General features: G+C 56.7%; 21 protein-coding genes and 3 tRNA genes. 19 read left to right on the top strand and 5 right to left on the bottom strand.

Annotated features, from left to right (window positions below):
* Positions 1 to 16 precede the first annotated feature (16 nt).
* The 5 genes from MRX98_RS08945 to MRX98_RS08965 all read left to right on the top strand — a co-directional run bounded on the left by MRX98_RS08945 (position 17) and on the right by MRX98_RS08965 (position 6,668).
* Entirely contained in the window at positions 17 to 1,525 is a 1,509-nt protein-coding gene (locus MRX98_RS08945) for a class I adenylate-forming enzyme family protein (RefSeq protein WP_246905893.1), read from the top strand.
* Positions 1,526 to 1,578: 53 nt separating this feature from the next.
* Positions 1,579 to 2,376, top strand: a complete 798-nt coding sequence (locus MRX98_RS08950; protein WP_246905896.1) for a cyclase family protein — start codon at positions 1,579 to 1,581, stop codon at positions 2,374 to 2,376.
* Between the two features lie 128 nt (positions 2,377 to 2,504).
* A complete protein-coding gene (locus tag MRX98_RS08955) occupies positions 2,505 to 3,533 on the top strand; it encodes a TAXI family TRAP transporter solute-binding subunit (RefSeq protein ID WP_281432284.1) in 1,029 nt (342 codons plus the stop codon).
* 43 nt (positions 3,534 to 3,576) lie between these two features.
* Positions 3,577 to 5,457, top strand: a complete 1,881-nt coding sequence (locus MRX98_RS08960) for a TRAP transporter permease (RefSeq protein ID WP_246905901.1) — start codon at positions 3,577 to 3,579, stop codon at positions 5,455 to 5,457.
* Positions 5,458 to 5,504: 47 nt separating this feature from the next.
* Entirely contained in the window at positions 5,505 to 6,668 is a 1,164-nt protein-coding gene (locus MRX98_RS08965) for an acyl-CoA dehydrogenase family protein (protein WP_246905904.1), read from the top strand.
* Between the two features lie 279 nt (positions 6,669 to 6,947).
* Here MRX98_RS08965 and MRX98_RS08970 read toward each other — a convergent pair whose 3' ends face one another.
* The 3 genes from MRX98_RS08970 to MRX98_RS08980 form a co-directional block, all read right to left on the bottom strand.
* The gene (locus MRX98_RS08970) at positions 6,948 to 7,772 is read right to left on the bottom strand and encodes a nitroreductase family protein (RefSeq protein WP_246905913.1); all 825 of its coding nucleotides are present in this window, start codon (positions 7,770 to 7,772) and stop codon (positions 6,948 to 6,950) included.
* Positions 7,773 to 8,101: 329 nt separating this feature from the next.
* Positions 8,102 to 8,179, bottom strand: a tRNA-Glu gene (locus tag MRX98_RS08975).
* 38 nt (positions 8,180 to 8,217) lie between these two features.
* Positions 8,218 to 8,293 (bottom strand) — tRNA-Lys (locus tag MRX98_RS08980).
* Positions 8,294 to 8,498: 205 nt separating this feature from the next.
* On the opposite strand from MRX98_RS08980, the gene MRX98_RS08985 reads away from it, so the two are divergent.
* The 3 genes from MRX98_RS08985 to MRX98_RS08995 all read left to right on the top strand — a co-directional run bounded on the left by MRX98_RS08985 (position 8,499) and on the right by MRX98_RS08995 (position 9,959).
* On the top strand, positions 8,499 to 9,215 hold the full coding sequence (locus tag MRX98_RS08985) for an RNA 2'-phosphotransferase (protein WP_246905915.1): 717 nt from the start codon (positions 8,499 to 8,501) through the stop codon (positions 9,213 to 9,215).
* 80 nt (positions 9,216 to 9,295) lie between these two features.
* A tRNA-Lys gene (locus tag MRX98_RS08990) sits at positions 9,296 to 9,372 on the top strand.
* Positions 9,373 to 9,491: 119 nt separating this feature from the next.
* On the top strand, positions 9,492 to 9,959 hold the full coding sequence (locus MRX98_RS08995) for a TspO/MBR family protein (RefSeq protein WP_246906469.1): 468 nt from the start codon (positions 9,492 to 9,494) through the stop codon (positions 9,957 to 9,959).
* Positions 9,960 to 10,020: 61 nt separating this feature from the next.
* Here the strand turns inward: MRX98_RS08995 and MRX98_RS09000 are convergent, their stop codons facing one another.
* A complete protein-coding gene (locus tag MRX98_RS09000) occupies positions 10,021 to 11,679 on the bottom strand; it encodes a long-chain-fatty-acid--CoA ligase (RefSeq protein ID WP_246905917.1) in 1,659 nt (552 codons plus the stop codon).
* Positions 11,680 to 12,191: 512 nt separating this feature from the next.
* Between MRX98_RS09000 and MRX98_RS09005 the strand changes: the two genes are divergently transcribed.
* From MRX98_RS09005 to MRX98_RS09050, 10 genes are all read left to right on the top strand, one after another.
* Positions 12,192 to 12,566, top strand: a complete 375-nt coding sequence (locus MRX98_RS09005; RefSeq protein WP_246905919.1) for a hypothetical protein — start codon at positions 12,192 to 12,194, stop codon at positions 12,564 to 12,566.
* A gap of 45 nt (positions 12,567 to 12,611) precedes the next feature.
* The gene (locus MRX98_RS09010) at positions 12,612 to 13,469 is read left to right on the top strand and encodes a thiolase family protein (protein WP_246905922.1); all 858 of its coding nucleotides are present in this window, start codon (positions 12,612 to 12,614) and stop codon (positions 13,467 to 13,469) included.
* Between the two features lie 2 nt (positions 13,470 to 13,471).
* Positions 13,472 to 13,879: a Zn-ribbon domain-containing OB-fold protein gene (locus MRX98_RS09015; protein ID WP_246905925.1), complete on the top strand. Its 408-nt coding sequence runs from the start codon at positions 13,472 to 13,474 to the stop codon at positions 13,877 to 13,879.
* Positions 13,880 to 14,111: 232 nt separating this feature from the next.
* Complete coding sequence (rpsF, locus tag MRX98_RS09020; RefSeq protein WP_246905928.1) at positions 14,112 to 14,621, top strand: 30S ribosomal protein S6; 510 nt, start codon at positions 14,112 to 14,114, stop codon at positions 14,619 to 14,621.
* A gap of 12 nt (positions 14,622 to 14,633) precedes the next feature.
* Positions 14,634 to 14,900: a 30S ribosomal protein S18 gene (rpsR, locus tag MRX98_RS09025; RefSeq protein WP_246905931.1), complete on the top strand. Its 267-nt coding sequence runs from the start codon at positions 14,634 to 14,636 to the stop codon at positions 14,898 to 14,900.
* Between the two features lie 119 nt (positions 14,901 to 15,019).
* Positions 15,020 to 15,463 carry a 50S ribosomal protein L9 gene (rplI, locus tag MRX98_RS09030; RefSeq protein WP_246905934.1) on the top strand — a complete coding sequence of 148 codons (444 nt, stop codon included), beginning with the start codon at positions 15,020 to 15,022 and terminating at the stop codon, positions 15,461 to 15,463.
* A gap of 79 nt (positions 15,464 to 15,542) precedes the next feature.
* Positions 15,543 to 16,898, top strand: coding sequence for a replicative DNA helicase (gene dnaB / locus MRX98_RS09035; protein ID WP_246905937.1), 1,356 nt, complete (start codon positions 15,543 to 15,545; stop codon positions 16,896 to 16,898).
* Positions 16,895 to 18,544: a GTPase HflX gene (hflX, locus tag MRX98_RS09040; RefSeq protein ID WP_246905940.1), complete on the top strand. Its 1,650-nt coding sequence runs from the start codon at positions 16,895 to 16,897 to the stop codon at positions 18,542 to 18,544. Before dnaB ends, hflX begins: the two co-directional genes overlap by 4 nt.
* A 35-nt stretch (positions 18,545 to 18,579) precedes the next feature.
* Positions 18,580 to 19,368, top strand: a complete 789-nt coding sequence (locus MRX98_RS09045; protein WP_246905943.1) for an inositol monophosphatase family protein — start codon at positions 18,580 to 18,582, stop codon at positions 19,366 to 19,368.
* A 2-nt stretch (positions 19,369 to 19,370) separates the two neighbouring features.
* Positions 19,371 to 19,568, top strand: coding sequence for a hypothetical protein (locus MRX98_RS09050; protein ID WP_246905946.1), 198 nt, complete (start codon positions 19,371 to 19,373; stop codon positions 19,566 to 19,568).
* Between the two features lie 236 nt (positions 19,569 to 19,804).
* Here the strand turns inward: MRX98_RS09050 and dnaA are convergent, their stop codons facing one another.
* The gene (gene dnaA / locus MRX98_RS09055) at positions 19,805 to 21,169 is read right to left on the bottom strand and encodes a chromosomal replication initiator protein DnaA (protein WP_246905962.1); all 1,365 of its coding nucleotides are present in this window, start codon (positions 21,167 to 21,169) and stop codon (positions 19,805 to 19,807) included.
* A 967-nt stretch (positions 21,170 to 22,136) separates the two neighbouring features.
* On the opposite strand from dnaA, the gene uvrA reads away from it, so the two are divergent.
* Positions 22,137 to 24,989, top strand: a complete 2,853-nt coding sequence (uvrA, locus tag MRX98_RS09060) for an excinuclease ABC subunit UvrA (protein ID WP_425523876.1) — start codon at positions 22,137 to 22,139, stop codon at positions 24,987 to 24,989.
* Positions 24,990 to 25,051 lie beyond the last annotated feature (62 nt).

Raw genomic sequence — 25,051 nt, forward strand, 5'->3', positions numbered from 1 at the left:
CATGGCAGAGGGTAACATGGCTAAAGACCTTGCAACGTTTGTAAAAGATAAGGCCCAAAAGTACACCGACCGGGTTTTCTTGAAAGACTTTGGATCAGATCGCGAAATTAGTTACAAACAGCTGGAGGAGATCACCAACAGGCTTGCCTGGGGTTTCAGGGCGATAGGACTCAAAAAGAATGATCGTGTCGCCCTTTTGCATCCCAACCACTCAGATGTCATTCTCGCCTATATTGCCATCGCTAAAGCCGGCGGCGCCACCGTTCCGATCAACACCCTCTATTCTCCGGCCGAAATCGAATACATCATCAACGATGCCGGGGCTTCATTCCTTGTAACCACCGCAGATCACCACGATCAGTTGGCGCAAATCATTCCGAACCTGACCGAAATGAAACAGGTTCTGGTCAAAAGAGGCGCCCAAACGATTGAAGATGTCTTCGAAGGGCATATTGGACCATTAAAAACGGTAAAACAGGAACATTCCGACCCGGAGGCACCGGCAATCATATTCTATACCTCGGGGACCACGGGAAAACCTAAAGGGGTCAAGATCACCCATAAAAACCTTACTTTTTCGGGCCCCAATGTCGCCCAAAGCTATGGCTTGCGGGAAAACGACGTCACCATCGCCGCCCTTCCCTTGGTGCATGTGTTTGCAAACGCAAGCCCTGTCTTTGGAAGCCTGAGCTCTGGTGGCACTGTGGTGGTGATGGAGCGCTTCAAAAGCGAGGATGTGTTTGCAGCTGTAGTGAGGCACGGGGTCACTTGGTACCCGGGTGTCCCTACCATGTTCCATTACCTGCTATCAGCCCATTCAAAAGATCAATACGACTTGCGCTCGCTGCGAATGATGTTGTCCGGGGGTGCGTCTCTTTCGGTGGAGGCCCTAACCAAACTTGAAAAGCAATTCAACATAGATGTCCTTGAAGTATATGGCTTGACCGAATCTACCGGGTTGGTCACCGCCAACCCGGTCTATGGCGTTCGCAAGCAGGGATCTATCGGGATTGCGGTGTCCGGCGTGGAGGTCAAGGTCGTCGACACCGAAGGCAGGCACCTTGCACCCGGAGAGGTCGGCGAACTTGTTTTCCGTGGACCCAATGTCTGTCAAGGTTATTGGCATCTGCCACAACTGACCGAGAAGAAAATTTTTAACGGATGGATGCACACCGGCGATCATGCCTACAAGGATGAAGACGGGTATTATTTCATCGTGGGACGCGAAAACGATCTTATTATCACCATGGGCTACAACATTTATCCAAGAGAAATCGAAGAGATTTTCTATAAACACCCGGACGTACTTGAAGTGGCGGTCATCGGCCTGCCTCACCCTGAAAAAGGCGAGATTCCAAAGGCATATGTAGCGGTTCGATCAGGAACAAGCGTCAACGAAGCGGATCTTCAAGAATTTTGCAGGACACAATTGGCAGGTTACAAAGTCCCCGAAATCAGCTTTCTGGAAGATCTCCCCAAAAATCATACCGGAAAAATCATGAAAAACATGCTGCCCAAAACCTGAAATGTCCGATTTGCTGAAAGCATAGTTCGAAGATTATCAAAGGAGACACAATAATGAAGGATTATATAGAAACCTTGTTGAATAATAGCCGCGTTTTCGACTTGGGCCAACCCATCTACCCGGGCATGCCGCATCATCCCAATCAACCGCCCTTTGGTTACGTGCTTTTGAAAAAGCATGGTGATATCACAATGGGCGATCAAGAGATCAGCTTTTTGAATGATCTTTTCATGATGGGTGGCCACACAGGCACCCATCTGGATGCCGTGGGCCATGTTGCCTGCAACAACCGCGTCTATAACGACCTTGATATCTCCGATTTGCAAAGCTACCAAAACGGCCTGCAGCGCTGGAGCATCGAGGAAACCGCTCCCGTGGTGCGACGCGGCATATTGCTGGACATCCCTGATCTTCTCGACATGGAGGTTTTGCCAAACGATTTCGCCATTGGCCAAAAAGAACTGCAGGATGCGTGCAGCCGCAAGAAGGTGCGGATTCAGCGGGGGGATGTGGTGCTCATTCGCACCGGATGGATCCGATATTGGGAGGACCGCAAAAAATACCTGTCCATAAAGGAGGGCGTGCCGGGCGTCGTAGAATCAGGCGCACGTTTTTTGGCATCCTGCCAAGCAGGCTTTGTTGGCAGCGACACTACCGCATTCGAAAAGGTACCCCCACACCATCTTCCGTGTCATGTTATTCTCTTGAAGGAAAACGGCATCCAGATCATGGAAATGCTCAATTTAGAAGAACTTTCGTCCAATGGGATCATCGACTTTTTGTTCATCGCGCTTCCTTTGAAAATTCGGGGAGGCGCAGGCTCGCCCATAAGACCCATTGCAATTGTATGAAAACGGTTTTTTCAGTGTGTTGACCCGACAATCAAAGGAAAAATAGATCCGCATAATACTCTTGCATACCCTGAAACACCCGGCAACCATAAACCCAGGCGTTAGCAATCGGAAAGGAGCGTCACTCCATGAAAAAGAACGATAACAGCGGTCGGATTGAAGTGATTCGGAGGGAAGGTTTCAACAGGAGAGAATTTCTCAAACTCACAACCGCCGGCGTCGCCGCCGCAAGCCTGCTGCACTGCCTTCCCGGCAAGGTCTTGGCCCAACGGATCCAGCAATACACCTTCGGCTCTGCCAGCGCCTCCGGCGCTTGGTATCCACTTGCGGTAGCAATGTCAAAGGTGATCAACGACAATGTTCCAGGCTATCATGTCACCGGGGTGACCACAGCCGGCGCTTCCAGAGAAAACATCATGCGGATTCACCGGCGAGAAATGGAGTTGGGATGGACCACTGCGGATTTCCTGCGCAAGGGGTACAACGGAATGGATCCGTTTGAAGCAACACAAGACGTCCTGGGCTGGTTTGCCGCCTACCCGGGCATATTCACCATCGTTGCCCGCAGCGCCACCGGGGCCAAAAAGATCAGCGATCTCAAAGGGATGACCATCGCCACCAGCACACCCGGTTCAATGACCCAAATCAATAACGACGAAATCATTTTTCCGGCTCATGGCCTGCTCCCCGGCAGGGATTACCGTTCGGAGCAGATTCAATTCGACGATGCCATCCAGAAATTGATCGACGGTCATATCGATGCTTGCTCCTACTTCATGGGAGCAGGAGTCCCTGGCTTCACACGAATGGCCGAATCGACCCGCTTAAATTTCATCCCCATCGAAGAATCGGCCAAAGCCGCAATCCAATCCAAGGAAGGTGCACTCTATTTTGATTACCTCCCGGCCAACACCTACCGCGGACAAAAGGAGCCAGTGGAATATGCCATGCTGGCCTACACCATGTGCTGCGGGGCCTATTTGGAGGACGAGTTCATGTACAAGGCCACCAAGGCGATCATGGATAATCTTGGTTTCATAACAAGCGCCTCGGCGGTGTTCAAGGATACCAAACCACAAAAAGTTTATGACGGCATGCCCATCCCCGTGCATCCCGGTGCCGCCAAGTATTATGCTGAACACGGCGTTGCCATTTAACATCCGGGGCTACGCGACAGCCATATTCTTCAAGGGGGGGCGAATGGAAGTTCCTAAAAAAAAGGCAATCGATCATTTCTTGATGGTATGCGCGGTGATCCTTTCCGTAGTGTCGCTCTATACCGCTTTTTTCGGTACTTTCCCGACCATGATTCAAAGAACGTTTCATCTGACCATGGTCTTCATAATCGCGCTTTTCTTGTATCGATACCCGTTCGCCCAACGTTTCCCGAAAATCGATCTTACCATCAACATGTTGTTCGCCGGGCTGTTCATAGCCGCCAATCTCTACCTGGCCTTTAATTGGCAGGCGCTGTATGTTTCCCCGTTTCTTACCAACATGGAAATTTTTCTTGGGGTTGCGGCCATCGTCATCATCCTTGAGCTCACCAGAAGAACTGTAGGCATTTTCCTTTCCATCATAGTTCTCTTATTCATGGTGTATGCCTATTTCGGTGCCTACTTTCCAGGTTTTCTCGCCCACAGAGGTTATAGTCTGGAACGTATCGTCGTTCAGGTTTTCGCAGGGACCGAAGGTATTTATGGCATCCCTATCGGCGTCAGCGCCACATTGGTCATTGTCTTTGTCGTTTTCGGGGCTTTCATCGAAAAAGGCGGCGCATCGGATGTTTTTTTGAATATCGCCACCGCCTTGGCCGGGGGTCGAAGAGGAGGACCGGCCAAGGCCTCCATTTTTTCCAGCGGCTTTATGGGTATGCTCTCAGGCAGTTCTGCGGCCAATGTGGCCACCACCGGATCGGTTACCATTCCCATGATGAAAAAATCCGGTATGGAAAGCTACGTTGCCGGCGCTGTTGAAGCCGTGGCCTCTTCCGGCGGTTACAAAACACCGCCGATCATGGGCGCCGTGGCCTTCATCATGGCCCAAATGGCAGGCATGAGTTACTGGGATGTAGCGTTGGCAGCCACTTTACCGGCGTTTTTCCATTACTATGGTCTCTATCTGATGGTCGATCTGTATGCCGGCTACAAAGGGTTCAAGGGAATAGAGAAACAACTTATACCCCCATTTCTGCCGGCCGTCAAAAAAGGGCTTGTATTTATGGTCCCGGTTGTGATCCTGGTCGTGCTCATGGCCATGCGCTACTCGGCCATGTATGCCTGCGCCTATTCTTTGTTGTCGCTGTGGATCATTTCAATTTTCACCCGGTCATTGAATTTATCCAAAATTATCGGCGCCCTTTATGACGGCGCCGTGCGGATGATCTGGATCACCGTGCCCTGTGCCGCCGCCGGAATCATCCTTGGCATCCTGACAATGACCGGTGTGGGAATGAAGCTCAATGAGATCATCGCCTTCCTGGCGGGCCAGAGCCTGTTTTTCACATTGTTCTGGATCATGGTGATTTCAATCATTTTGGGGATGGGACTTCCGCCGGTTGTTTCATATTTGGTATTGGCGGCCCTCGAAGTGCCGGTGCTGGTCCAAATGGGTGTCACGCCTTTGGCAGCCCACATGTTTATTTTCTACTTTTGTGCCCTGTCTCTGATCACTCCACCCATTTGCACCACGGCTTTCACGGCGGCGGCCATCGCCGGTGCACCTCCAATGAAAACCGGGTTGGAAGCGGTCCGCTTCGGCATAGTACTTTACACGCTGCCGTACCTTTTTGTCTACAACCCTGCATTGCTGCTTCATGGCAATCTATTGCAAATTATCTTCGTATTCATAATCGCGGCCATCGGAATTTTCGCGCTGGCAATCGCCGCACAGGGATATTTCAAACGAAATGTTGGTTGGATCGTGCGCGTCCTGTTTTTTGCCAGCTCCATTCTCGTTTTTTCGCCTAGCCTGAGGGTGACAGCGGCGGGCATGGTGTTGTTAATTTTCCTGTTGGTTTTTGAGATGCGGGCCGCCAAGAAGCTCAATGCTCAGTCGATTACAGTGGCCAAATCACTTTAAGAGCGGCGATCAAAACCCCTTCGGTTGAATTCACGTAGGAGACGACTATGTTCACACTACTTCCTTTAGAAGATCAAGAGTTCAAAGAACGCTGTTTGCAATATGCCCGGTCCGTTTTGGCACCTTTGGCCAAGCAGCTTGGCGACGTCAACGACGTTCCTGAGGCACTGCGTGCTTCTCTGGCCGATTCAGACATCTACGGGCCACTATTTCCCAAAGCCTATGGCGGCACGGGTTTGAGTGCCGTTCGGATTTGCCTGGTCCGGGAAACCATCGCCGGAATCTATGCACCAGCGGATACCACGTTTGCTATGCAGGGACTCGGGGGATACCCAATTGTGCTGGCCGGCAGCGAATCACAGAAAGCGCGCTATTTACCAGAACTGGCGGCAGGCAGGCGACTTTCCACTTTTTGCCTTACCGAACCAGAAGCAGGCTCGGATGTGTCCGCTCTGCAAACCGAAGCACGAGATGCGGGGGACCACTATGTGATCAATGGGCGCAAGCGATTTATCTCAAACGGCTATTCGGCCGACATGGGCGTACTTTTTGCCCGGACACCCACCTCGGAAAACCCAATGGCGCTTTCAGCATTCATTGTCGAAAAAGACATGACTGGATGGAATGTCGATTGGCGAATCGAACTGATGGCCAGCCACGACATTGTAGAATTTGAAATCAAGGATTTGCACGTCCCAAAGGAAAACTTGTTAGGACCACCGGGTGCTGGGTTTAAGCTGGCCATGCAAACCCTGGACTTGATGCGCATGTCGGTGGGTGCTGCAGCGGTGGGCATGGCCCAAACCGCCCTGGACGAAAGCATGCGCTATGCCCGCAAACGCGTTCAGTTCGGAAGGCCCATCGTCGATTATCAATCCACTGGTTTCAAGTTGGCCGATATGGTCACAGAGATCCAGGCCGCTCGCAGCCTGGTATACTTGGCGGCGATCAAAAAAGACCGCGCCGATCCTAGCGCCACCTTGCATTCGTCTATCGCCAAAATGTATGCTACCGAAGCCGCCTTCCGCTGCATCGACCAGGCCGTCCAGATCCACGGCGGCATGGGTGTAGTTAAAGGTGCGACGGTAGAGCGCCTCTACCGCGAGATCCGCCCCCTGCGCGTTTACGAAGGCACTACCGAGATTCAGAAATTGATCATTGCCAACCAACTGCTCAAGGAGGCCAAAAAGAACGAGCCGCTGACACCCTGACCTGTAAGCTAAAAAAGATAGAATGCCGTGTTATCGACTGCCCTCGGTTCAACTGTTTTGCGGGGAACCGGATGACGTGCTCTTACCAAAGCTGATACGGCCGGAAGCACAAACCGTCCCCGGCCATTGACTGTCCTGGACAGCTGCATTGCAACCTGTGCGATCAGGTAAAGTACGACATCGCCGAAGCAGTATGACCGCAGAATCCATCCATCCCCGACCTGACCCTTAAGAAAGATCCGGTGGAGTTCACATCCCCGGGCGCCCCTTTTTTATTGCCTATTTCCAGAAAATACGGGCCGCTTTTCTCTCCGGCAGGCGGTAGTATTTGAATTTGGGATGCCCCAGCACCATGGCATAAAAGTGCGTATGGTTCTCGGGCAGACCCACCAATGCTTTGAGCGGTTCGGAAAATTTCAAAGCCCGGGTAATCAACCCGAGCCATAACGTCCCGAGTCCTTTGGCAGTGGCAATCAATTCAAAGTAAGACAAGGCAATGGACAGATCCACCATGCCATTGTCATAATAGCCAGGGGCGGAAGCCACAATCAGACAAGGCGCATCCCGGGTGATGGAATTGATACCGGCATCATAAGCTGCCACAATTCTGGCAAAATAAGGCGGCAGCTTCTTGGCGGTCTCCGATGTCAGCATCATTTTCATCCACTGCACCGTCAGATCCGATATTTCTTTTAATTCGGCCTTATCCGTATGAACCGTCCAGGCCAGCAGCTGCGAATTGCCACCGGTGGGGGCATAGCGCGCCGTGTCGATCAGGGCCTGTATCGTCTCGCGAGCCACCGGCTCATCCTTATACCTCCGGATCGATCGCCTGGTCCTTAGGAACTGGTTGGCCCGGGCGGTATCCAATACCAACTCTTTTTCAATTTCCGGGCTGTTCGCCAGGGGTACATTGTCATGATCCAGGGCGCCATGGGGACACACCGCTACACAATGCCCGCACCGCAGGCAGCTTTTATCCCCCTGAGAAATCATCACTGGCACACTCTCCTTGTCCGCCTGTTTGATAATGCCGGCCGGACAGTCCATGACGCATAACCCATCTTTCTTGCACTTGCTTTCATCAATTTTTATCAATGCCATCTATTACCTCTATAAACGAAACGGGTTGAAGTTGCCCGCCAATTATGTCCTTGATCTGAAAAATACGCAATCATGGATTTGCCGCCCCACCAAACAATCTGTTGTTTTTGCGTCTGATATTATTCTCAACGGATCGGTATTTGCGTGCTCCGGGATAAAATTTTGTAAAGGAAGCCCTGGTGGAAGGTTTGAAACGCGAAGCTGAAATAATCCCGTTTCCACTGAACGTACATATCGCAACCGGATAGGAGGTTGGGCCCCCTTTGCACCAACCTTTGCATCCAGCACCAAAACGAAAGGGGGTTGCATTATGCAACCCCCGATATAATTGGCGTCCCCAAGGGGATTTGAACCCCTGTCGCCGGCGTGAAAGGCCGGTGTCCTGGACCGGGCTAGACGATGGGGACGAAACTGCGTGTCCTTTTGTTTCGTCCTAGCAGTGAGCTGGTGGGCCGTGTTGGACTCGAACCAACGACTCTCTGCTTAAAAGGCAGATACTCTACCGACTGAGTTAACGGCCCCGTCGGACGAAAAATGGGTTTTTAACCCCTTCTCCCACCGTTGTCAACACAAAATAGTGCAAAATTTTGCAGCCTCGCGGCGCGCGCGCCTTGGTTGACTTTATCGCCCGGGAATCATATGGGGGAATCAGGTTGAGTGATGCCTGTGACAATGGATTCAGGTGGGTGGTGTGCAATGGCGATGTCTCCGAACGAGTTGCGTAAGTTGGCAAAATTTTTGGGGTACGCGCTGGGGCGCCGGCCGGATGCCTTCGGGCTGGTGCCGGATGCCGAGGGATTTGTCAAGATCAAGACGCTGCTGCAAGGATTGCAGGGTGATCCGGAATGGCGTCATGTGCGCCAGGGGGACCTGCAGATGGTGGTGCTGACCGAACAGCCGCCCCCCATCGAGATTCATGAGGCGCAGGTGCGCGCCACCGACCGTGCCCATTTGCCAAAAATGGCGATGGCACAAGATCTGCCCAAACTGCTGTACACGACGGTGCGGCGACGGGCCTATCCGGCGGTGCATGCCAACGGCATAGGCCCGATCGGCGGATCCCATGTCATGCTGACGACGGATGCCCGGCAGGCCGAGCGCATCGGCCGGCGCTGGGACAATGAACCGGTGGTGCTGACGGTGCAAGTTGCCGAGGCCCGGACTGCCGGCGTGGTGTTCCACTGTTATGGCGATGCATTGTTTCTCGCCGACGGGATCCCGGTGGGCGCCTTCACCGGGCCGCCCTTGCCCAAGGTGCCACCGGCCAAGGCGGCCGTGGAACCATCGCCACGACCGAAAACACCAGGCAGTTTTTTTCCGGACATATCCGCCCTGGCCGGCAAGGGCGATCCGGATCGCAACGAACGCACCCGGCGCGATGAAGCATCCTGGAAAAAAGACCGGCGCCGAGCGCGGCGGGAAAAGGAGCGGGAGCGATTCTGAGGTGTATCGTATTTGGATGGGGTCGGAAAACCGTTTGACAAGCGGTTGGTGATTTGGTACCAAGCCCCCGGTGTTTCACTGGGCCGTTAGCTCAATTAGGCAGAGCACCTGACTCTTAATCAGTAGGTTGATGGTTCGATTCCATCACGGCCCACCAAATTAGAGAAAAGAAGGGTTACAGGCGTCGCACTGTAACCCTTTTCTTTTTTTGTGGAACGCTTTATGGCACAATGTGTTCAATCGCTTCTTAGAAACCACCAACGTGCCTGATTGAAAATGAAAGTCCTGCAACTCATCATCGCCATCCTCATCGCCCAATGCGCCGGTCTGATCGGCTCCCTGTTCACGACACCGGCCATCCCGACCTGGTATGCCCAACTGGTCAAACCCGTCTTCACGCCGCCAGGGTGGCTTTTCGGGCCGGTTTGGCTGTCGCTCTACAGCCTCATGGGCATCGCATCCTTTTGGATCTGGCGGCGGCGGGGGCGCCATCCGTTGGCCGGTAAGGCGCTTGTGGTCTATGGGGTCCACCTGGCATTCAATGCCTTGTGGTCGGTTCTGTTCTTCGGGCTGAAAAACCCGGGGCTGGCCTTTGTGGAGATCGTCCTTTTGTGGGGTATGATCGGCGTCACGGGCATCCTGTTTTTCCAGGTCGACCGGCGCGCGGCTTACCTCCTGGTCCCTTACTGGCTTTGGGTGAGCTATGCCGCCGTCTTGAATTTTTCCATTTGGCAGTTGAATTGACCGTTGCCGGATGCCACTTCACACGCCCTGCTGTTGATGAAAGGGCGCGAACGGTTCGCCATCAATCCTGTCCGTGCTTGTTGAGTGCCTCATCCCTGAGCACCCGCCGGAGAATCTTGCCCGCGGTGGACTGGGGAAGCGCGTCCCGAAACTCAATCTGCCGCGGCACCTTGTAGGGGGCCATCTTCTCTTTGCAGAAAGCGATGATCTCCTCGGCCGAAATCGTTTGCCCTTCCTTGGGGACGATAAAGGCCTGGACCGTTTCGCCGCGATAGGCATCCGGTATGCCCACGGTGACGGCGTCTTTGACCTTGGGATGGCTGTAGAGCACCTCGTCCACCTCCCGCGGGTAGATGTTGAAACCGCCGGCGATGATCATGTCTTTTTTGCGATCCACGATGAAGAGAAAACCGTCCTCGTCCTGGACGACGATGTCACCCGTGTGGAGCCAGCCGTCCACCAGTTGACGCGCCGTTTCCTCGGGGTTGTTCCAATACCCCTTCATCACCGACGGCCCCTTGATGAGCAGTTCTCCCGGCTGTCCCCGGGGCACTTCGGTGGTGCCGTCGACAGTGTCCACGATGCGGATATCGTTATCCGGGGCGGGCACGCCGATGCTGCCGGGTTTCTTTTTGCCGAGGATGGGATTGAACGCCCCCATGCTCGCGGTTTCGGTCATGCCCCAGGCTTCCGTTATAAAAACACCCATGTCGCGCAGCCGCTCGAGCAGCTCCACCGGACAAGGGGCCGCACCGGAATTGACCACATGTATTTTGCGGCCCAAATCGATCTCGCCGATGCGCGGATGGTTGATCAGGGCGGTGAGCATGGTGGGTACGGCTGGAAAATAGGTCACCTCTTCCACTTCCAGAAGCAGGTCGATCACCTCATCGGGGTCGAAGCGGGGCACCAGGATCAGTGTCACGGCGTTGAACAGGGACCAGTTGGCGATCAGGTTGCCGTAGACATGGTAAAGGGGGATGATAATCAGCGCCGTCCGTCGCTCGGGTGGAATGAACTGCATGATGGGAAACATTCGCGGCGAGGTCTGCATCACGGCCGCGAGGATATTGGCGTGGGTCAGTACGGCCCCCTTGGGAATTCCGGTGGTGCCTCCGGTGAACTGGATGACGGCTGGGTCCTCGGTGTCGACTTCGATCCGCGGCCTGCGTTCATCGTCACCGCCTTCCAACAGGGATGCAAAGAGATGCCAATCCAGCCGGGCACTGTTGGTGGACACGGCCGCTTTGCGCTTGGCGAACTCATAGCGCCCGGTGAGGATGACATGGGGTATGGGTACCCGGCTGCACAAATCCCGGATGCGGGGGGCGGTTTCATCCAGGGTGAACAGGGTGCAGAGGCCCGTGTCGGAGGCGATTTTGGTGAGCTCCTCCAGAGCGTAGGCGGGGTTCAGGTTGACCACGACGGCGCCCAGGGAAAGGGCGGCGTAATATGCAATCAGAAACTGAGGGCAATTGGGCAGCTGGATGCCCACGCGGTCGCCCTTTTCCACACCCATGGCCGCCAGCGCATTGGCCATGCGCAATATGGTGCGACGATACGCCTGGAAAGTGATGGCGGCGCCCTCGTAGTTTATGGCCTGCTTGTCCGGAAGGGTGTTGGCCGGGATCTGTAACAACTCCGGCAAGGCGATCCGAGGGTAGCGGATGGTGGTTGGCACATTGTAATCGTAATGCGCTTGCCAAAAACGTTCGTTCATTTCGCCCTCTCATTTCTCTTTGCGGTTATGCAGAAAGCCCAAGTAAGATGAGAAGCGGGCAAAAGCAGCATCGAAATCGAAATCGGGATCGGGATCGATTCAGGTCCGTTTTGCGCCTCGTTTCGCTTCGATTTCGATAGCGATCCCGGTAGCGATTTCGATTTCCAACGGGGCAAGCCCCAACTTGGGTTTTGTGCATAACCGCGTTTCTCTTTGACGGAAATTTGTTATTGCGTCAAAATGATCTATGAGTCTACCAGTTCAGTCAACCGGGGACAAGTTCGCAGCATGAAGATCGCAAGACGATTGCCTCCCACGGCACCTTGGCAGGGTGTGTGTTTTCGCTTCATTGGATGGGGATTCGGGTTGTGAGATGTATGATGAAGGCGAACAGCAATTCTTTATAGCGAAGGCGAGCGACCGATGAAAAACAGTGCCCGTTAGGGTTTGGCCACCATGTGCGTCGGCCGCGGACAAGGCCGTGCCATGATCCGGGAAAACCTGATGCGCGGATGAAGGTCAAACAGCCGCTTCTCTCCGGCATCCCCGGCTTCGGCGCCGCCGGGGACGTCAAGGGCATCCCCGGCGCCACGCCCTCACGGTATAAAGGAGGCTCGATCATGCGTTCATCGCTCAAGGACAAATACGCCATCGTCGGCATAGGTTACACACCCCAGGGCCGGATTCCCGACAGGACATCGCTCAGCTTTCATTTGGAGGCATCGGCCAACGCCATCGCGGATGCCGGTTTGAACCCTGCCGATGTGGACGGGCTGATCAGCTACCGCCACTTTCCGGCGGCATCCAATGAGATCGACCTGACCCCTCAATTGATCGCGCAGCATCTGGGCATCACGCCGAACTACATGAGCCAGGATGCCAATTGATCGCGGAATCACCTACAGCACGCAGTTGGCGCGCTCGAATCCGGAATGTGTCATTATGTATTGATCTCTTACGGCCACAATGCCTCTTCCAGCGACAGCATGCAGCAGATGCTGTTCGATCTGGCCAGGGATGGTGCCCCCTTCGGCCATTTCGGGGCGGTCGGCGGTTACGCCCTGGCGGCCCGGCGGGCGATGGCGACGTTCGGCTCGGGGCCCGAAACCTGGCAAGAGATCGCCGTGGGTCAACGCAAGTGGGCCAATCTGAACCCGATTGCCAAAATGTACCGCAAAACCATGACGGCGGCGGATTATGACAATGCCGACTGGGTTGTCGAACCGTTCCGCCTGCCGGACATGTGCCTGATGAACGACGGCGGCCGCGCCCTGATCGTCACCTCCCTGGAGCGGGCGCGGGACTTGAAACAACCCCCGGCCGTGATCATGGGCATGGGCCAGCACAATCCCTCGACGGCCATTGAACAGTCCGATTGGATGGACGGACCCACCGGGGCCAAGAAGGCCGGTGCAGAGGCCCTCGCCATGGCCGGCATCACCCTCGATGCGGTGGATGCCTGCCAGATTTACGACTGCTTTACCTACACCGTGGAGATCACCCTGCAGGATTATGGGTTTTTCAAACCCGGCGAAGGGCGTGATTGGTTCCAGGGCGGGACGATCGCGCCCGGCGGCCGCATGCCGGTCAACACCTCGGGGGGGCAGCTCTCGGAAGCCTACTATATGGGCTTGACGCCCGTCAGCGAGGGGGCCATGCAGTTGATGGGACGCTGCGGCGAGCGGCAGCTGGGCCCCGCAACGGGGAACAAAACACCGCAAATCATCATGTGCAGCGATAACGGTGGGATCTTGCAAAGCCACGCGTGTATCCTGTTGAGGAGGGCGTAACCATGGCCTACGAAAAACCTTTGCCGAGGATCAATGGGGACAACAGCGGCTTCTGGGAGGGCTGCCGTGGGCACCTGCTCAAGTTCCAGCAGTGCCGCGACTGCGGGCATGTCCGATGGCCGCCGGCCGATCTCTGCCCTGCTTGCCTTTCCAAGGCGCATGACTTTTTGGCATCCAAAGGATTGGGACGGATCTACACCTTCGCCGTCTATCACCAGGCCTTCCACCCGGCATTTGCAGCCGATCTGCCCTATACGGTGGCCATCGTGGCCCTGGATGAAGGGCCCCACCTGCTGACCAACATCATCCAGTGCCCGCCTGAAGCGGTGCGCTGCGGCATGCGGGTCACGGTAGTGTGGGAGGCGGTGGACGACACGATTACGCTGCCCAAATTCAAGCCCGCGGCGTAGGGGCACGGCATGCCGTGCCCGGGGGTTGCGCATTGCGGTCGCGGTGGGCACGGCATGCCGTGCCCCTACGGGGGGGGTTGCTGCGTCCTGCCGGGCTATTTTTGATCCGGGCTTGATCCGGGCTTGACATTTAATCGGACATGGTGGTAGGGGTTGCTGTTTAAAAATTGATGATAGTGCCCATCCTTGCTCCGGCTGCGTGCCGGGGCTCAATTATCCATGAGGAGGCAACATGCGACGGTACGAAACTATTTTCATTGTCGATCCCGACCTTCCGGAAGAGGATCGCGTCTCCCTGCTCGACCGGTTCAAAGAGATCATCCCGCAACAAGAAGGTGTTCTGATCGAGGAAGATCTTTGGGGCGTCCGCAAGCTGGCTTATGATGTAAAGAAAAAGCCGCGCGGTTTTTATGCCCGCTTGGACTACTGCGGCACTGCCAAGGTGGTGGACGAGCTGGAGCGGTTTTCCCGCATCGATGACCGGGTGATGAAGTATCTGACGGTGCAGTTGGATGCCGATGCCGATGTGGAGAAGATCCAGGCCGACATCGCGGCGGCCAAGGCGGCTGTGGCGGAGCAGCAGGCACCGACCGCGGAGACCACAGCGGAAGCCACGACGGATGCCGCGACCACGGACACCGCGACGACCCCGGCCGAACAACCGGCTGAAACGGCAGCGGCGACCGACAGTGCCGCCCCCACCCCGGAAACCGAAGTCAAGGAAACCACCCCGGAGAGCTAAAAGGAGCAGTTCATGGCCACGACAAATACTCGCAGACCACCGGCAAGAAGAAAACGCAGGGTTTTTCATCGGCGCAAGGTGTGCCGTTTTTGCGCGGACAGCAAGATCATCATCGATTACAAGGACGCCCGCACCCTCAGGTATTTCATCACCGAACGGGGTAAGATCATTCCGCGGCGCATCACCGGCACGTGCGCGACCCATCAGCGCACCTTGACGTTGGCCATCAAACGCGCCCGCGCCATCGCGCTGCTGCCGTTTGTGGGCACCCTGGACTAGAATCCGCCTTTCCCGCCGACAGGGGGAAACTTACGGGCCTCGGCAGTACCGGCCGACGCCCCCCGGCGAGACCGGACCCGGCCGGAGACCTGCCGCCCGCGCGGCATTGGAGGTTGTGCATGAAAGTAATATTGAAAGAAACCATTGATTCCCTGGGTATCATCGGCACCGAAGTGAATGTGGCGCCCGGTTACGCCCGCAACTATCTGTTGCCCCAGGACAAGGCCGTTCCGGCCACGCCCCAGTATCGCAAGATCCTGGCGCAGGAGAAGGCCAAGTTCGATTTGCAGATCGCCAAGGAGAAGGAACTGGCCGAGCAGATGGCCGAGCGACTCAGCGGCGTGGAGTGCGAGGTGCCGGCCAAGGTCCATCAAGAGGATCGCCTCTACGGCTCGGTGACGGTGCGCGACATCGTCGATGCCTTGGCCAGGAAGGAGATCCAAGTGGAAAAACGGATGGTGCTGCTCAAGGAGCCCATCAAGACCATCGGTACCTTCCAGGTGCCCATCCGGGTATACAAGGAAGTGGAGCCGGAGATCACGGTGCACGTGGTGCCCGAGTAATTGCAGTTTCAATAGCCGGGGGCGCCGTGCGGCACAAACCGTGGCGCCCCCGGCGCTTCTCTTGCAAGCCGGCGTGAATATGGCACGGAATCCCGAAACCTTCCCCAAAGATCCCTCCCTGCAAAAGCTTCCGCCCCAGAGTGTCGAAGCGGAAGAGTCGATCCTGAGCACCGTACTGCTGGACAACAGCACCCTGGTGGATGTGGTCGAAATACTGCGAGCGGACGACTTCTACCGTACCGCCCACCAGAAGATTTTCAAGGCGGTGGAGGAGCTGTTCCGTAAAAGCGAGCCGGTGGACCTGATCACCATGGCCAACACCCTGCGTGATCGGGGGGAGTTGGAAGCCGTCGGCGGGGCGGCCTATCTGGCCCGGTTGGTGGATACGGTGCCGTCGGCGGTCAATGTTAGCCACTATGCGCGTATCGTGCGCGACAAGGCCTCCCTGCGCCGCCTGATCACCAAGGCGAACGAAATCACCCAGCACTGTTACGAGGATGCGGGCGATCTGGATCAGGTGCTCGATTTCGCCGAAGCGGCGGTTTTCGAGATCTCCGAAAACAAACACCGCGCCGCTTTTCATCCACTGAGCAAGATCATCGAGCTGAACATCGACGCCCTGGAGGAGCGCCAGGGCAACCGTGCCTTGGTGACCGGCATCCCCACGGGGTTCACTCGCCTGGACCACATGACGTCGGGTTTGCAGGGTTCCGACCTGATCATTCTGGCGGCCCGCCCCAGTATGGGCAAGACCGCCCTGGCATTGAACCTGGCCCGCAATGCGGCCCTGGACGGCAATGTGCCGGTGGCCGTTTTCTCATTGGAAATGTCCAAGGAGCAGCTCTCCATGCGCATGCTGTGCGCCGAGGCCCGGGTGGACGCGGGCCGGTTGCGCAGCGGTTTTCTCAATCCCGAGGATTGGAGCCGCATCACCGAGGCGGCCGGGGTGTTGTCCGAGGCGCCCATCTTCATCGACGACTCGCCGGACATCTCCGCCACCTCCATCCGCACCAAATCGCGCCGGCTCAAGATGGACAAGGATCTGGGATTGGTGATCGTCGACTATCTGCAGTTGATGCGCGGCGCGCCGGGAACCGAGCGGCGCGACCTGGAGATTTCCGAAATCTCCCGCGCCCTCAAGCTGTTGGCCAAGGAGTTGAATGTGCCGGTGCTGGCCCTCTCCCAGCTCAATCGCCGGCTGGAAGAACGCAGCGACAAGCGGCCGCAGCTGTCCGATTTGCGCGAATCCGGTGCCCTGGAGCAGGACGCCGATGTGGTGGCCTTCATCTACCGTGATGAAGTGTACAACAAAGAAGAAAACAACCCCAACCGCGGAACCGCCGAGATCATTTTGGCCAAGCAGCGCAACGGGCCCACCGGCGTGGTGCCCCTGACCTTCCTGGGCACTTACACCCGCTTCGAGAACCCGGCATGAAAAAGGTGTGGGGCAACACCAAGGGGCTCAAGGCCGCCCCCCTGCGCCGTCTGGAAAACCTCTACCGCCGCCGCATACCCCCCGCCCTGCTGGTCACTCCCGATATGGCCCGCGAGATGGCCGCCCTTTCTTATGATATTCAGCGCCAGATCGCCGTGCTGATCGACCGTGCCGGGCGCATCGCCTATGTGCTGGTGGGGGATGCACAACAAATTTTCATTCCCGAACTGGCCGAGTACCGCGCCTTTCCAGGGCGCTTGCGCGGGGTGCGTTGCGTGCACACCCACATCAAGGACGAACCGCTGGACCCGGACGATCTGACCGACCTGGCATTGTTGCGTCTGGACCTGATGGCGACCATCGCCATCGGCGCGGCCGGGCAACCCTTGTCCGTTCACTGGGCCCATATTCTTCCGGGCGCCGAGCCGCCCCAAATGCCCTACCAGGTTCGGGAGCGCCTACAGCCCCACGATCTGGACATCGGGTGCCAGGACCTGGTACTGGCCCTGGAGCGGGAGATGGGGCAATTGCAGGCGCGGTCCGCGGCAGCAGCCGGCAGCGAACGGGCGCTGCTGGTCAGCGTCACCACCGCACCCCGCAAAATCGCGTTGGACTCCCTGGCCGAGCTTACCGAACTGTGCCGCTCGGCGGACATCGAAGTGCAGGACACGGTGCTGCAGTTGCGCAAGCAGATCGACCCACGCACCCTCATGGGCAGCGGCAAGCTCAAGGAGCTCGCCATCCGGGCCCTGCAGTCGGGTGTCAGCCTGATCATCTTCGACCAGAACCTCAACCCCTCCCAGATCAAGACCATCACCGACCAGATCGAATTGAAGGTGATCGACCGCACCCAGTTGATTCTGGATATCTTCGCCCAAAGGGCCAGCAGCAAGGAGGGCAAGCTGCAAGTGGAGCTGGCCCAGCTTAAATATTTACTGCCGCGCCTGGTCACCAAGAACACGGCCATGTCGCGGCTCACCGGCGGCATCGGCGGCCGCGGGCCGGGCGAGACCAAGTTGGAGATCAATCGGCGGAGGGTGCGCGATCGCATCAACAACCTGGAAAAGGCCCTTTTGAATGTTCAGAAACACCGTCGCCAACAGCGGCGCCGACGGGAGCAGAAAGGGGTGCCGGTGATCTCCATCATCGGTTACACCAATGCCGGCAAATCGACCTTGCTCAACACCTTGACCCAAAGCCGGGTCCTGGCCGAAAGCCGCCTTTTCGCCACCCTGGACCCTTCCAGTCGGCGTTTGCGCTTTCCCCGCGACATGGAGGTGATCATCACCGACACGGTGGGCTTCATCCGCGACCTGCCCAAGGATCTGGTGGTGGCCTTTCGCGCCACCTTGGAAGCCTTGGAGGGGGCCGATCTTCTGTTGCATGTCATCGACCTGGCCAATCCCCGTCATGGGGAACAGATCCGCGCCGTGGAAAAGATCCTCGAAGAACTTTCGCTGAATCGCATTGCCCAGGTACGCGCCCTGAACAAGATGGATCTACTGCCGGCCGACAGCGTGGCGCAGCTGGCGCAAAAACTGGACGGCGTGCCCATCTGCGCCCGCGACCAGGCCTCGCTGACACCCTTGATCGAGCGGATGGCCCATATTATCGAAGCGTTGCCCCAGGACCCGATTGTACCTTGACAGATGGCCGCAAAGGCGGCTATTGTGACCCCCTTATGGATACGCAAACCCTGCAGCGCATCGGCATCCGGGCCGCCTACCGAGCCGGACGGATTCTCAACGACTATTTCGTCGGCGAATTCAAGATCAACAAGAAGGGCACCATCGATCTGGTGACAGAGGCCGATCTGGCTTCGGAAAAGATGATTGTCGAAACCCTCCGCGAAACCTTTCCCGATCATGGCGTTCTGGCCGAAGAGAGCGGCGCCTCCGGTGACAACCGCAGGGATCAGTGGATCATCGACCCGTTGGACGGCACCACCAATTTTGCCCACCGGCTGCCCATCTTCGCCGTTTCCATCGCCTATGCCCGCGATGATCAGGTCGAAGTGGGTATCGTTTTTCATCCGATCAGCGGCGAACTGTTCACCGCCATCCGGGGTGAAGGGGCCCGCTTGAACGACCAGCCCATCCGTGTATCCGAAACTGCACAGGTACGCGACAGTTTGCTGGTGACCGGTTTTCCCTACACCGTGGCCACCGGCGACACCATCCGCCCCATGGCCCGTTTCGCCCGTTGCCTCGCCGCGGCCCAGGGCGTGCGCCGCCTGGGGTCCGCGGCCCTGGATCTGTGCTATGTGGCCTGCGGTCGTTTCGATGGCTTCTGGGAAGAACATCTCAAGCCATGGGACACGGCGGCGGGCATGTTGATCGCCGCCGAAGCCGGCGCCCGGGTGTCCGATTTCAGCAATGGCCCGTATCATATTCGTCATCCCGAAATTTTGGCCGCCAATCCCCATCTTCATCCGGCGTTGGTGACCCTTTTGCATAATGAGGACAGTTGACCATGAAGCATCAACAAAGCACCATTTCCTTTCTGCTGGACCACCTGGATTGCTTCGGCGATTTCAGCAAGACCAATCCGCTTTGCGCCAAGCATTGCGTGCTGCGCTTGCGCTGCGCCATCGAGCAGGATTACGCCGTCCGCATGGAGGTGTTGGATGAGATGGCCACCGCGGAGCATGTGACTTTCACGATTCAGTAGTACTCGCGGTCGTCATTCACGGCGGATCACGCGGCGGCGCAAACACCTCCGGCCCATGCGCAAGTTCGGGATGCCGCCGTATCCGGGGCGGACATGGTGAATAAGATCAGCGGTTGCCGATGCGGCAACCGCTTTTGTTTGGCGAGAGGCATATTCTTGAAGGTGGATCAAACCGATTGGTCCGCCTTTTGCGTTTCTTCAGAGGGGCGATTGACCTTCTTCCGATGCGCAACGGATTAAAAGTCACCGCTTTCCAGTTTCTCCTGAAGGTAGTCCACCTGTCCTTTTATGGGGCTGCCTAAGCGAATGCCTTTTTCCACCGTGCCGATGGCATGCAGTGCGGTGGCGTGATAGCGATTGAAGCATTTGCCGATAGCTTGCAGGGGTTGGTCGGTGTAGTGCCGAGCCAGATACATGGCAACCTGGCGGGGCCGCACGATGCCCTGTTTGCGCGAGGGAGACACCAAATCCTTGGGGGTGATGTTGTAGTATTTGCAGACCAGCTGCTTGATGGCGTCGATGGTCACCTGGCGGGATTTTTGCACCATGTTTTCGATCACACCCGCCGCCAATTTAAGGTCGATGGCGCTGCCCAGCAAGGAAGCCCGGGTGGAAACCCCGACCAAACCGCTTTTGAGTTGGCGCACGTCGTTGGTCAGTTCGCAGGCCAGGTATTCGAGGACTTCAACGGGAATCCGCCAGCTGTTGGCCCTGGCGTATTGCTTCAAAATCCGCAATCGCACCCGATAGTCAGGCGGCTCGATGTTGGAGATCAAGCCGGATGTCAGCCGTGATCGCAGATTTTCGCTGATCTTGGGAATCTCCGTCGGAGAACAGCAACTGGAGAAGATAATGCGTTTGTTCTCGTTGAGCAGGGAATCGAGGGTGTGCGCCAACTCGATCTGGGTGCGCTCCTTACCGCTCAGGTAGTGAATATCCTCGAGCAGCAGCACATCGCATCCATTGTTGTACTTCTCTTTGAAAAGCGAAACCGAGTTGGTTTTATAAGAGGATACCATCTCGCTGGTAAAGTCTTCCGCGGTCATGTAGTACACCCGCTCGGTCGGAAAGGTGTTCATTATCTGATGACCGATGGCTTGGGAGAGATGGCTCTTGCCCATGCCGGTTTTGGATAGCAAAAAGAGGCTTTGCTGCTGATGGCTTTTGCGGGCGGCGACGGAAAGCGCGGCGGAGTAGGCGAATTCGTTGTTGCGGCCCACCACGAAATGATCGAAGGTGTAGTCCCGACGCAACATCCGGCCGCAATGGGGCTGTATGGTCATGTTGGGCAAGGGCAACTGCTCGGCCGCGGGCATCTCCCTTCGCTTGGCCGGCTTGCCGTTGCCGATCACCAACTCCAATTTCATTGATTGTCCGGCCAAACGCTGCAGCTCATTGAGAATCAGGTGGCTGAAATGCTCCTTGACCCGCTTTTGGAAAAACAGGTTGGGACATTGCAGGCGCATCACCGAATCATCGGCCGAACCGTTGTGCGGCGCATCGCTTTGGAGCGCTTCCAGCGGATCGATCCACATGCGAAAGGCATGCCCGGGAATTTGATCGCCCAACGAATTTTTAATGCCTTGCCAGAGTTGCTTCATATCACCATGCCCACAAATCATTGCGTAAAACCTATGCCGTTGCTGGTTGATTGAACAAAAGTCCTGGCCGCTGCCGAAAGCCAAGCAAATCGTAAGGGATTAAAAACTATTGATCGAAAATGCCGGATTAGCGGAAAAAAATATGATGAATGAAAAGCATGGGGGATTAATAGAGCAGGGCCCCCGGGGTGTCAAACCGGAATGCGCTAATTCTTCCAACACAATCCTAACATTTCCTGATAGAATCATAATGTATCGTTTTCACTAATTAAATTTTTATTTGACAAGCCAAGACCCGGAAAACAGATGCATTGTAACAGGATAAATTTCCATAAGTATTTTAAAGAGATCCGTAGTTATCAACAATGCGGGACGAAATCCCAAACTCCTATTTTCATCTATTTTCTTTCATTTTCGACGTTTTTCAAAACACCCGGTCATCATCGGCCGGACGTCAATAGGGCTGCTTTTTTCCTGATCGGAATAAAAATTTTAATTTGAAATTCCATTCATTTGTCTTCTCGATAGCGCCGACCTGTCAAATTTGCGCATGATTCCTGCAACAGGGCCGAGGTGCGGAAGGCCGATGGGTCGTTACCATTGGCGGTCGCCGTCGCCGTATGCAGCGTTTGTCGGGATTGGGATCGAAATCGATTCTGTTCACGCTTGCCTAATTTTTTCGTTCGATTTCGATAGCGATAGCGATTTCGATTGGTAATGGGGAAAGCCACAACCCGGGTTTTGTAGATAGCCGCAAACATATTTACATCCCTCGTTGCGAAAGATATGAAGGACGCTGTACATATCGCTCGTTACCGTGAACGTGCCCCACTCGGATGCGGCATCGAAATCGAAATCGGGATCGGGATCGGTTCAGTTCACGCCGGCCTAATTTTTTCGTTCGATTTCGATAGCGATACCGATTTCGATTACCGATGAGGCAAGCTGGAACATTCATATCTAAACCATGGTTATGCATATGATCCGTATTCGTGGCGCCCGGCAGCACAACCTGAAGAACATCGACCTGGACATTCCCCACCATCGGCTGGTGGTGATCACAGGCATTTCCGGTTCGGGCAAATCGACCCTGGCCTTCGACACCCTGTATGCCGAAGGCCAGCGGCGCTATGTGGAATCCCTTTCCACCTATGCGCGCCAATTCCTGGAGCGCATGGAGAAACCGGATCTGGATCTGATCGAGGGCTTGTCGCCGGCCATCGCCATCGAACAGCGCACCTCCGGACACAACCCCCGTTCCACCGTCGGCACGGTGACGGAAATTTACGATTATCTGCGTCTGCTTTACGCCCGCATCGGCACCCCCCACTGTCACCAGTGCGGTCAACCCATCATCGCCCAGAGCATCGACCAGATGGTCGATGCCGTGGTCTCCCGGCCGGTCGGAACGCGCCTGGTGCTTTTGTCGCCGGTGGTGAGCGCGCAAAAGGGGGATCACCAGAAGGTCCTTCAACGTCTGCGAAGGGACGGTTTCGCCCGGGTGCGCATCGACGGGAAGATCACCGAAATCGAGGCCGTCGGCCGGCTGGCGAAGAATCGGCCGCACACCGTTGAAGTGGTGGTGGACCGTCTGGTGGTCAAAGGGGACATGCACAACCGTTTGGCCGACTCTCTGGAGTTGGCCTTGTCGCTCTCCGGCGGCATCGCCCGGGTGGTTTTTCCCGATACACCCAAGGATCCCCCTGTGCCATCCGAAGGCCTGCTGTTCAGCGAAAAAGCCGCCTGCCACCGCTGCGGGATCCACTACCCGGAGTTCACGCCGGCCAGCTTTTCTTTCAATGCGCCGATGGGTGCCTGCCCGGCCTGCGACGGATTGGGCGCCAAGGCCGGATTGGACCCGGAAGCGATTGTGCCCAATCCGGCACTCTCCTTACGGGAAGGCGCTGTTCTGCCCTGGGCCAAACGGCAGTCGGTTTACTTCATCGAATTCCTGGAAGCCTTTGCCGGTCTTTATGGCACCGATATTTACACCCCTTTCAAAGCGCTTCCCGAGCCCTTTCGCAAAGCCTTGTTCCACGGTACCGGTGATCGCCCCATCCAGGTGGCGGCGGACCGGGAAAGCGGCCAACATCTCTACAACAAGCCCTTCGAGGGGTTGATGCCACAACTGGAACGGCGCTACCGGGAGTCCGATTCCCCCCAAATCCGGGAAGAGATCGAACGCTACATGCGTTTTCGCCCCTGCCCCGTTTGCAATGGAACACGATTGCGCCCCGAAAGCCGGGCGGTGAAAATAGGCGCCCACGGCATCGCCGATATCGTCGCCATGTCCATCCAGCAGTGCATCGCCCATTTTAGTGCCATGCAACTGGAAGGACAAAAAGCCTTGATCGCCGCCAAAATCGTCGCCGAGGTCATGGAGCGGCTCCACTTTTTGTCCGATGTGGGTCTGGGGTATCTGACCTTGGACCGCGCCGCACACACCCTGTCGGGGGGCGAGAGTCAGCGCATCCGGTTGGCGACGCAGATCGGCGCCAAACTCACCGGTGTGCTCTACGTGCTGGATGAACCCAGCATCGGCCTGCATCAACGCGACAACCGCAAGTTGCTGCAAACCTTGCGCAAGATGCGCGATCTGGGCAACACGGTTTTGGTGGTGGAACACGACCGGGAAACCATCGAAGCGGCGGACTTCGTCGTGGACATGGGCCCCGGCGCCGGATTGCAGGGCGGCGAGGTGGTGTTCGCCGGTCCGGTCCGGGATCTGACCGCCGCCCGCGGATCCCTGACGGCCAAATACTTCTCCGGGGAGCGTTATATTGCCATGTCTGCGCGCCGGCGGCGCATCGACCAAGGGGCCATCGCCATCGTCGGGGCCGAGCACAACAATCTGAAGGGGGTCACCGTCGCCTTTCCCCTGGGGTGCCTGATTTGTGTGACCGGCGTGTCGGGATCGGGAAAATCCAGTCTGGTGATCGAAACCCTCTATCAGGCTCTCCGCCAACAGCTGAACCTGACCCATCAGCGTGCCGGACATTATAAATCCATCCAAGGTCTGGCGCAGATCGACAAGGTGATCAACATCGACCAGGCGCCCATCGGTCGCACCCCGCGCTCCAACCCCGGCACCTATACCGGCTTGTTGACCTTTGTGCGGGGGCTTTTCGCCCAAACCCCGGAGGCCCGCATGCGAGGCTACAAACCGGGGCGCTTCAGTTTCAACGTCAAGGGCGGCCGTTGCGAAGCCTGCAGCGGCGACGGCATCGTCAAGATCGAGATGCATTTCCTGCCCGATGTGTATGTGCCCTGCGATGTGTGCCGGGGGCGGCGTTTCAACCGGGAAACCCTCGAGGTGCGCTACAAGGGCAAGAACATCGCCGAGGTGCTGGACTTGACCGTTGCGCAGGCATTGCACTTCTTCCAGTCCATCGGCCCCATTCGTGACCGCCTGCAAACACTGGTGGATGCAGGCCTCGGCTACATCCGCCTGGGCCAACCGGCCACCACCCTGTCCGGCGGTGAGGCCCAACGGGTAAAACTGTCCCGTGAGTTGAGCAAGCGGGCCACCGGCCGCACCCTCTACATTTTGGACGAACCCACCACGGGTCTGCACATGGAGGACATCAACACCTTGCTGCCGGTGCTCAATCGCCTGGTGGACAGCGGCAACACGGTGGTGGTGATCGAACACAATCTGGATGTGATCAAAACGGCCGACTACATCATCGACCTGGGGCCGGAAGGGGGGGACGCCGGCGGTCAGGTGGTCGCCGAAGGACCGCCCGAAGCGGTGGCGCTGGTAGAAGCATCGCATACGGGACGCTACTTGCGGCCCTACTTAGGGCTCGCAAAACAATAACTTCCCCTTTTTTGCATCCCTGCTTCAGGCCGTCTTGGCCCGATCATAGGATTCAAAATCCT

The sequence above is a fragment of the Desulfatitalea alkaliphila genome (assembly GCF_022968795.1).
Taxonomy (GTDB): Bacteria; Desulfobacterota; Desulfobacteria; order Desulfobacterales; family Desulfosarcinaceae; genus Desulfatitalea; species Desulfatitalea alkaliphila.

Coding starts and splice junctions, on each gene's coding strand:
- MRX98_RS08945 (WP_246905893.1), top strand. CDS start 17: ATGGCTAAAGACCTTGCAACGTTTGTAAAAGATAAGGCCCAAAAGTAC.
- MRX98_RS08950 (WP_246905896.1), top strand. CDS start 1,579: ATGAAGGATTATATAGAAACCTTGTTGAATAATAGCCGCGTTTTCGAC.
- MRX98_RS08955 (WP_281432284.1), top strand. CDS start 2,505: ATGAAAAAGAACGATAACAGCGGTCGGATTGAAGTGATTCGGAGGGAA.
- MRX98_RS08960 (WP_246905901.1), top strand. CDS start 3,577: ATGGAAGTTCCTAAAAAAAAGGCAATCGATCATTTCTTGATGGTATGC.
- MRX98_RS08965 (WP_246905904.1), top strand. CDS start 5,505: ATGTTCACACTACTTCCTTTAGAAGATCAAGAGTTCAAAGAACGCTGT.
- MRX98_RS08970 (WP_246905913.1), bottom strand. CDS start 7,772: ATGGCATTGATAAAAATTGATGAAAGCAAGTGCAAGAAAGATGGGTTA.
- MRX98_RS08995 (WP_246906469.1), top strand. CDS start 9,492: ATGAAAGTCCTGCAACTCATCATCGCCATCCTCATCGCCCAATGCGCC.
- MRX98_RS09000 (WP_246905917.1), bottom strand. CDS start 11,679: ATGAACGAACGTTTTTGGCAAGCGCATTACGATTACAATGTGCCAACC.
- MRX98_RS09005 (WP_246905919.1), top strand. CDS start 12,192: ATGAAGGTCAAACAGCCGCTTCTCTCCGGCATCCCCGGCTTCGGCGCC.
- MRX98_RS09010 (WP_246905922.1), top strand. CDS start 12,612: ATGTGTCATTATGTATTGATCTCTTACGGCCACAATGCCTCTTCCAGC.
- MRX98_RS09015 (WP_246905925.1), top strand. CDS start 13,472: ATGGCCTACGAAAAACCTTTGCCGAGGATCAATGGGGACAACAGCGGC.
- rpsF (WP_246905928.1), top strand. CDS start 14,112: ATGCGACGGTACGAAACTATTTTCATTGTCGATCCCGACCTTCCGGAA.
- rpsR (WP_246905931.1), top strand. CDS start 14,634: ATGGCCACGACAAATACTCGCAGACCACCGGCAAGAAGAAAACGCAGG.
- rplI (WP_246905934.1), top strand. CDS start 15,020: ATGAAAGTAATATTGAAAGAAACCATTGATTCCCTGGGTATCATCGGC.
- dnaB (WP_246905937.1), top strand. CDS start 15,543: ATGGCACGGAATCCCGAAACCTTCCCCAAAGATCCCTCCCTGCAAAAG.
- hflX (WP_246905940.1), top strand. CDS start 16,895: ATGAAAAAGGTGTGGGGCAACACCAAGGGGCTCAAGGCCGCCCCCCTG.
- MRX98_RS09045 (WP_246905943.1), top strand. CDS start 18,580: ATGGATACGCAAACCCTGCAGCGCATCGGCATCCGGGCCGCCTACCGA.
- MRX98_RS09050 (WP_246905946.1), top strand. CDS start 19,371: ATGAAGCATCAACAAAGCACCATTTCCTTTCTGCTGGACCACCTGGAT.
- dnaA (WP_246905962.1), bottom strand. CDS start 21,169: ATGAAGCAACTCTGGCAAGGCATTAAAAATTCGTTGGGCGATCAAATT.
- uvrA (WP_425523876.1), top strand. CDS start 22,137: ATGGTTATGCATATGATCCGTATTCGTGGCGCCCGGCAGCACAACCTG.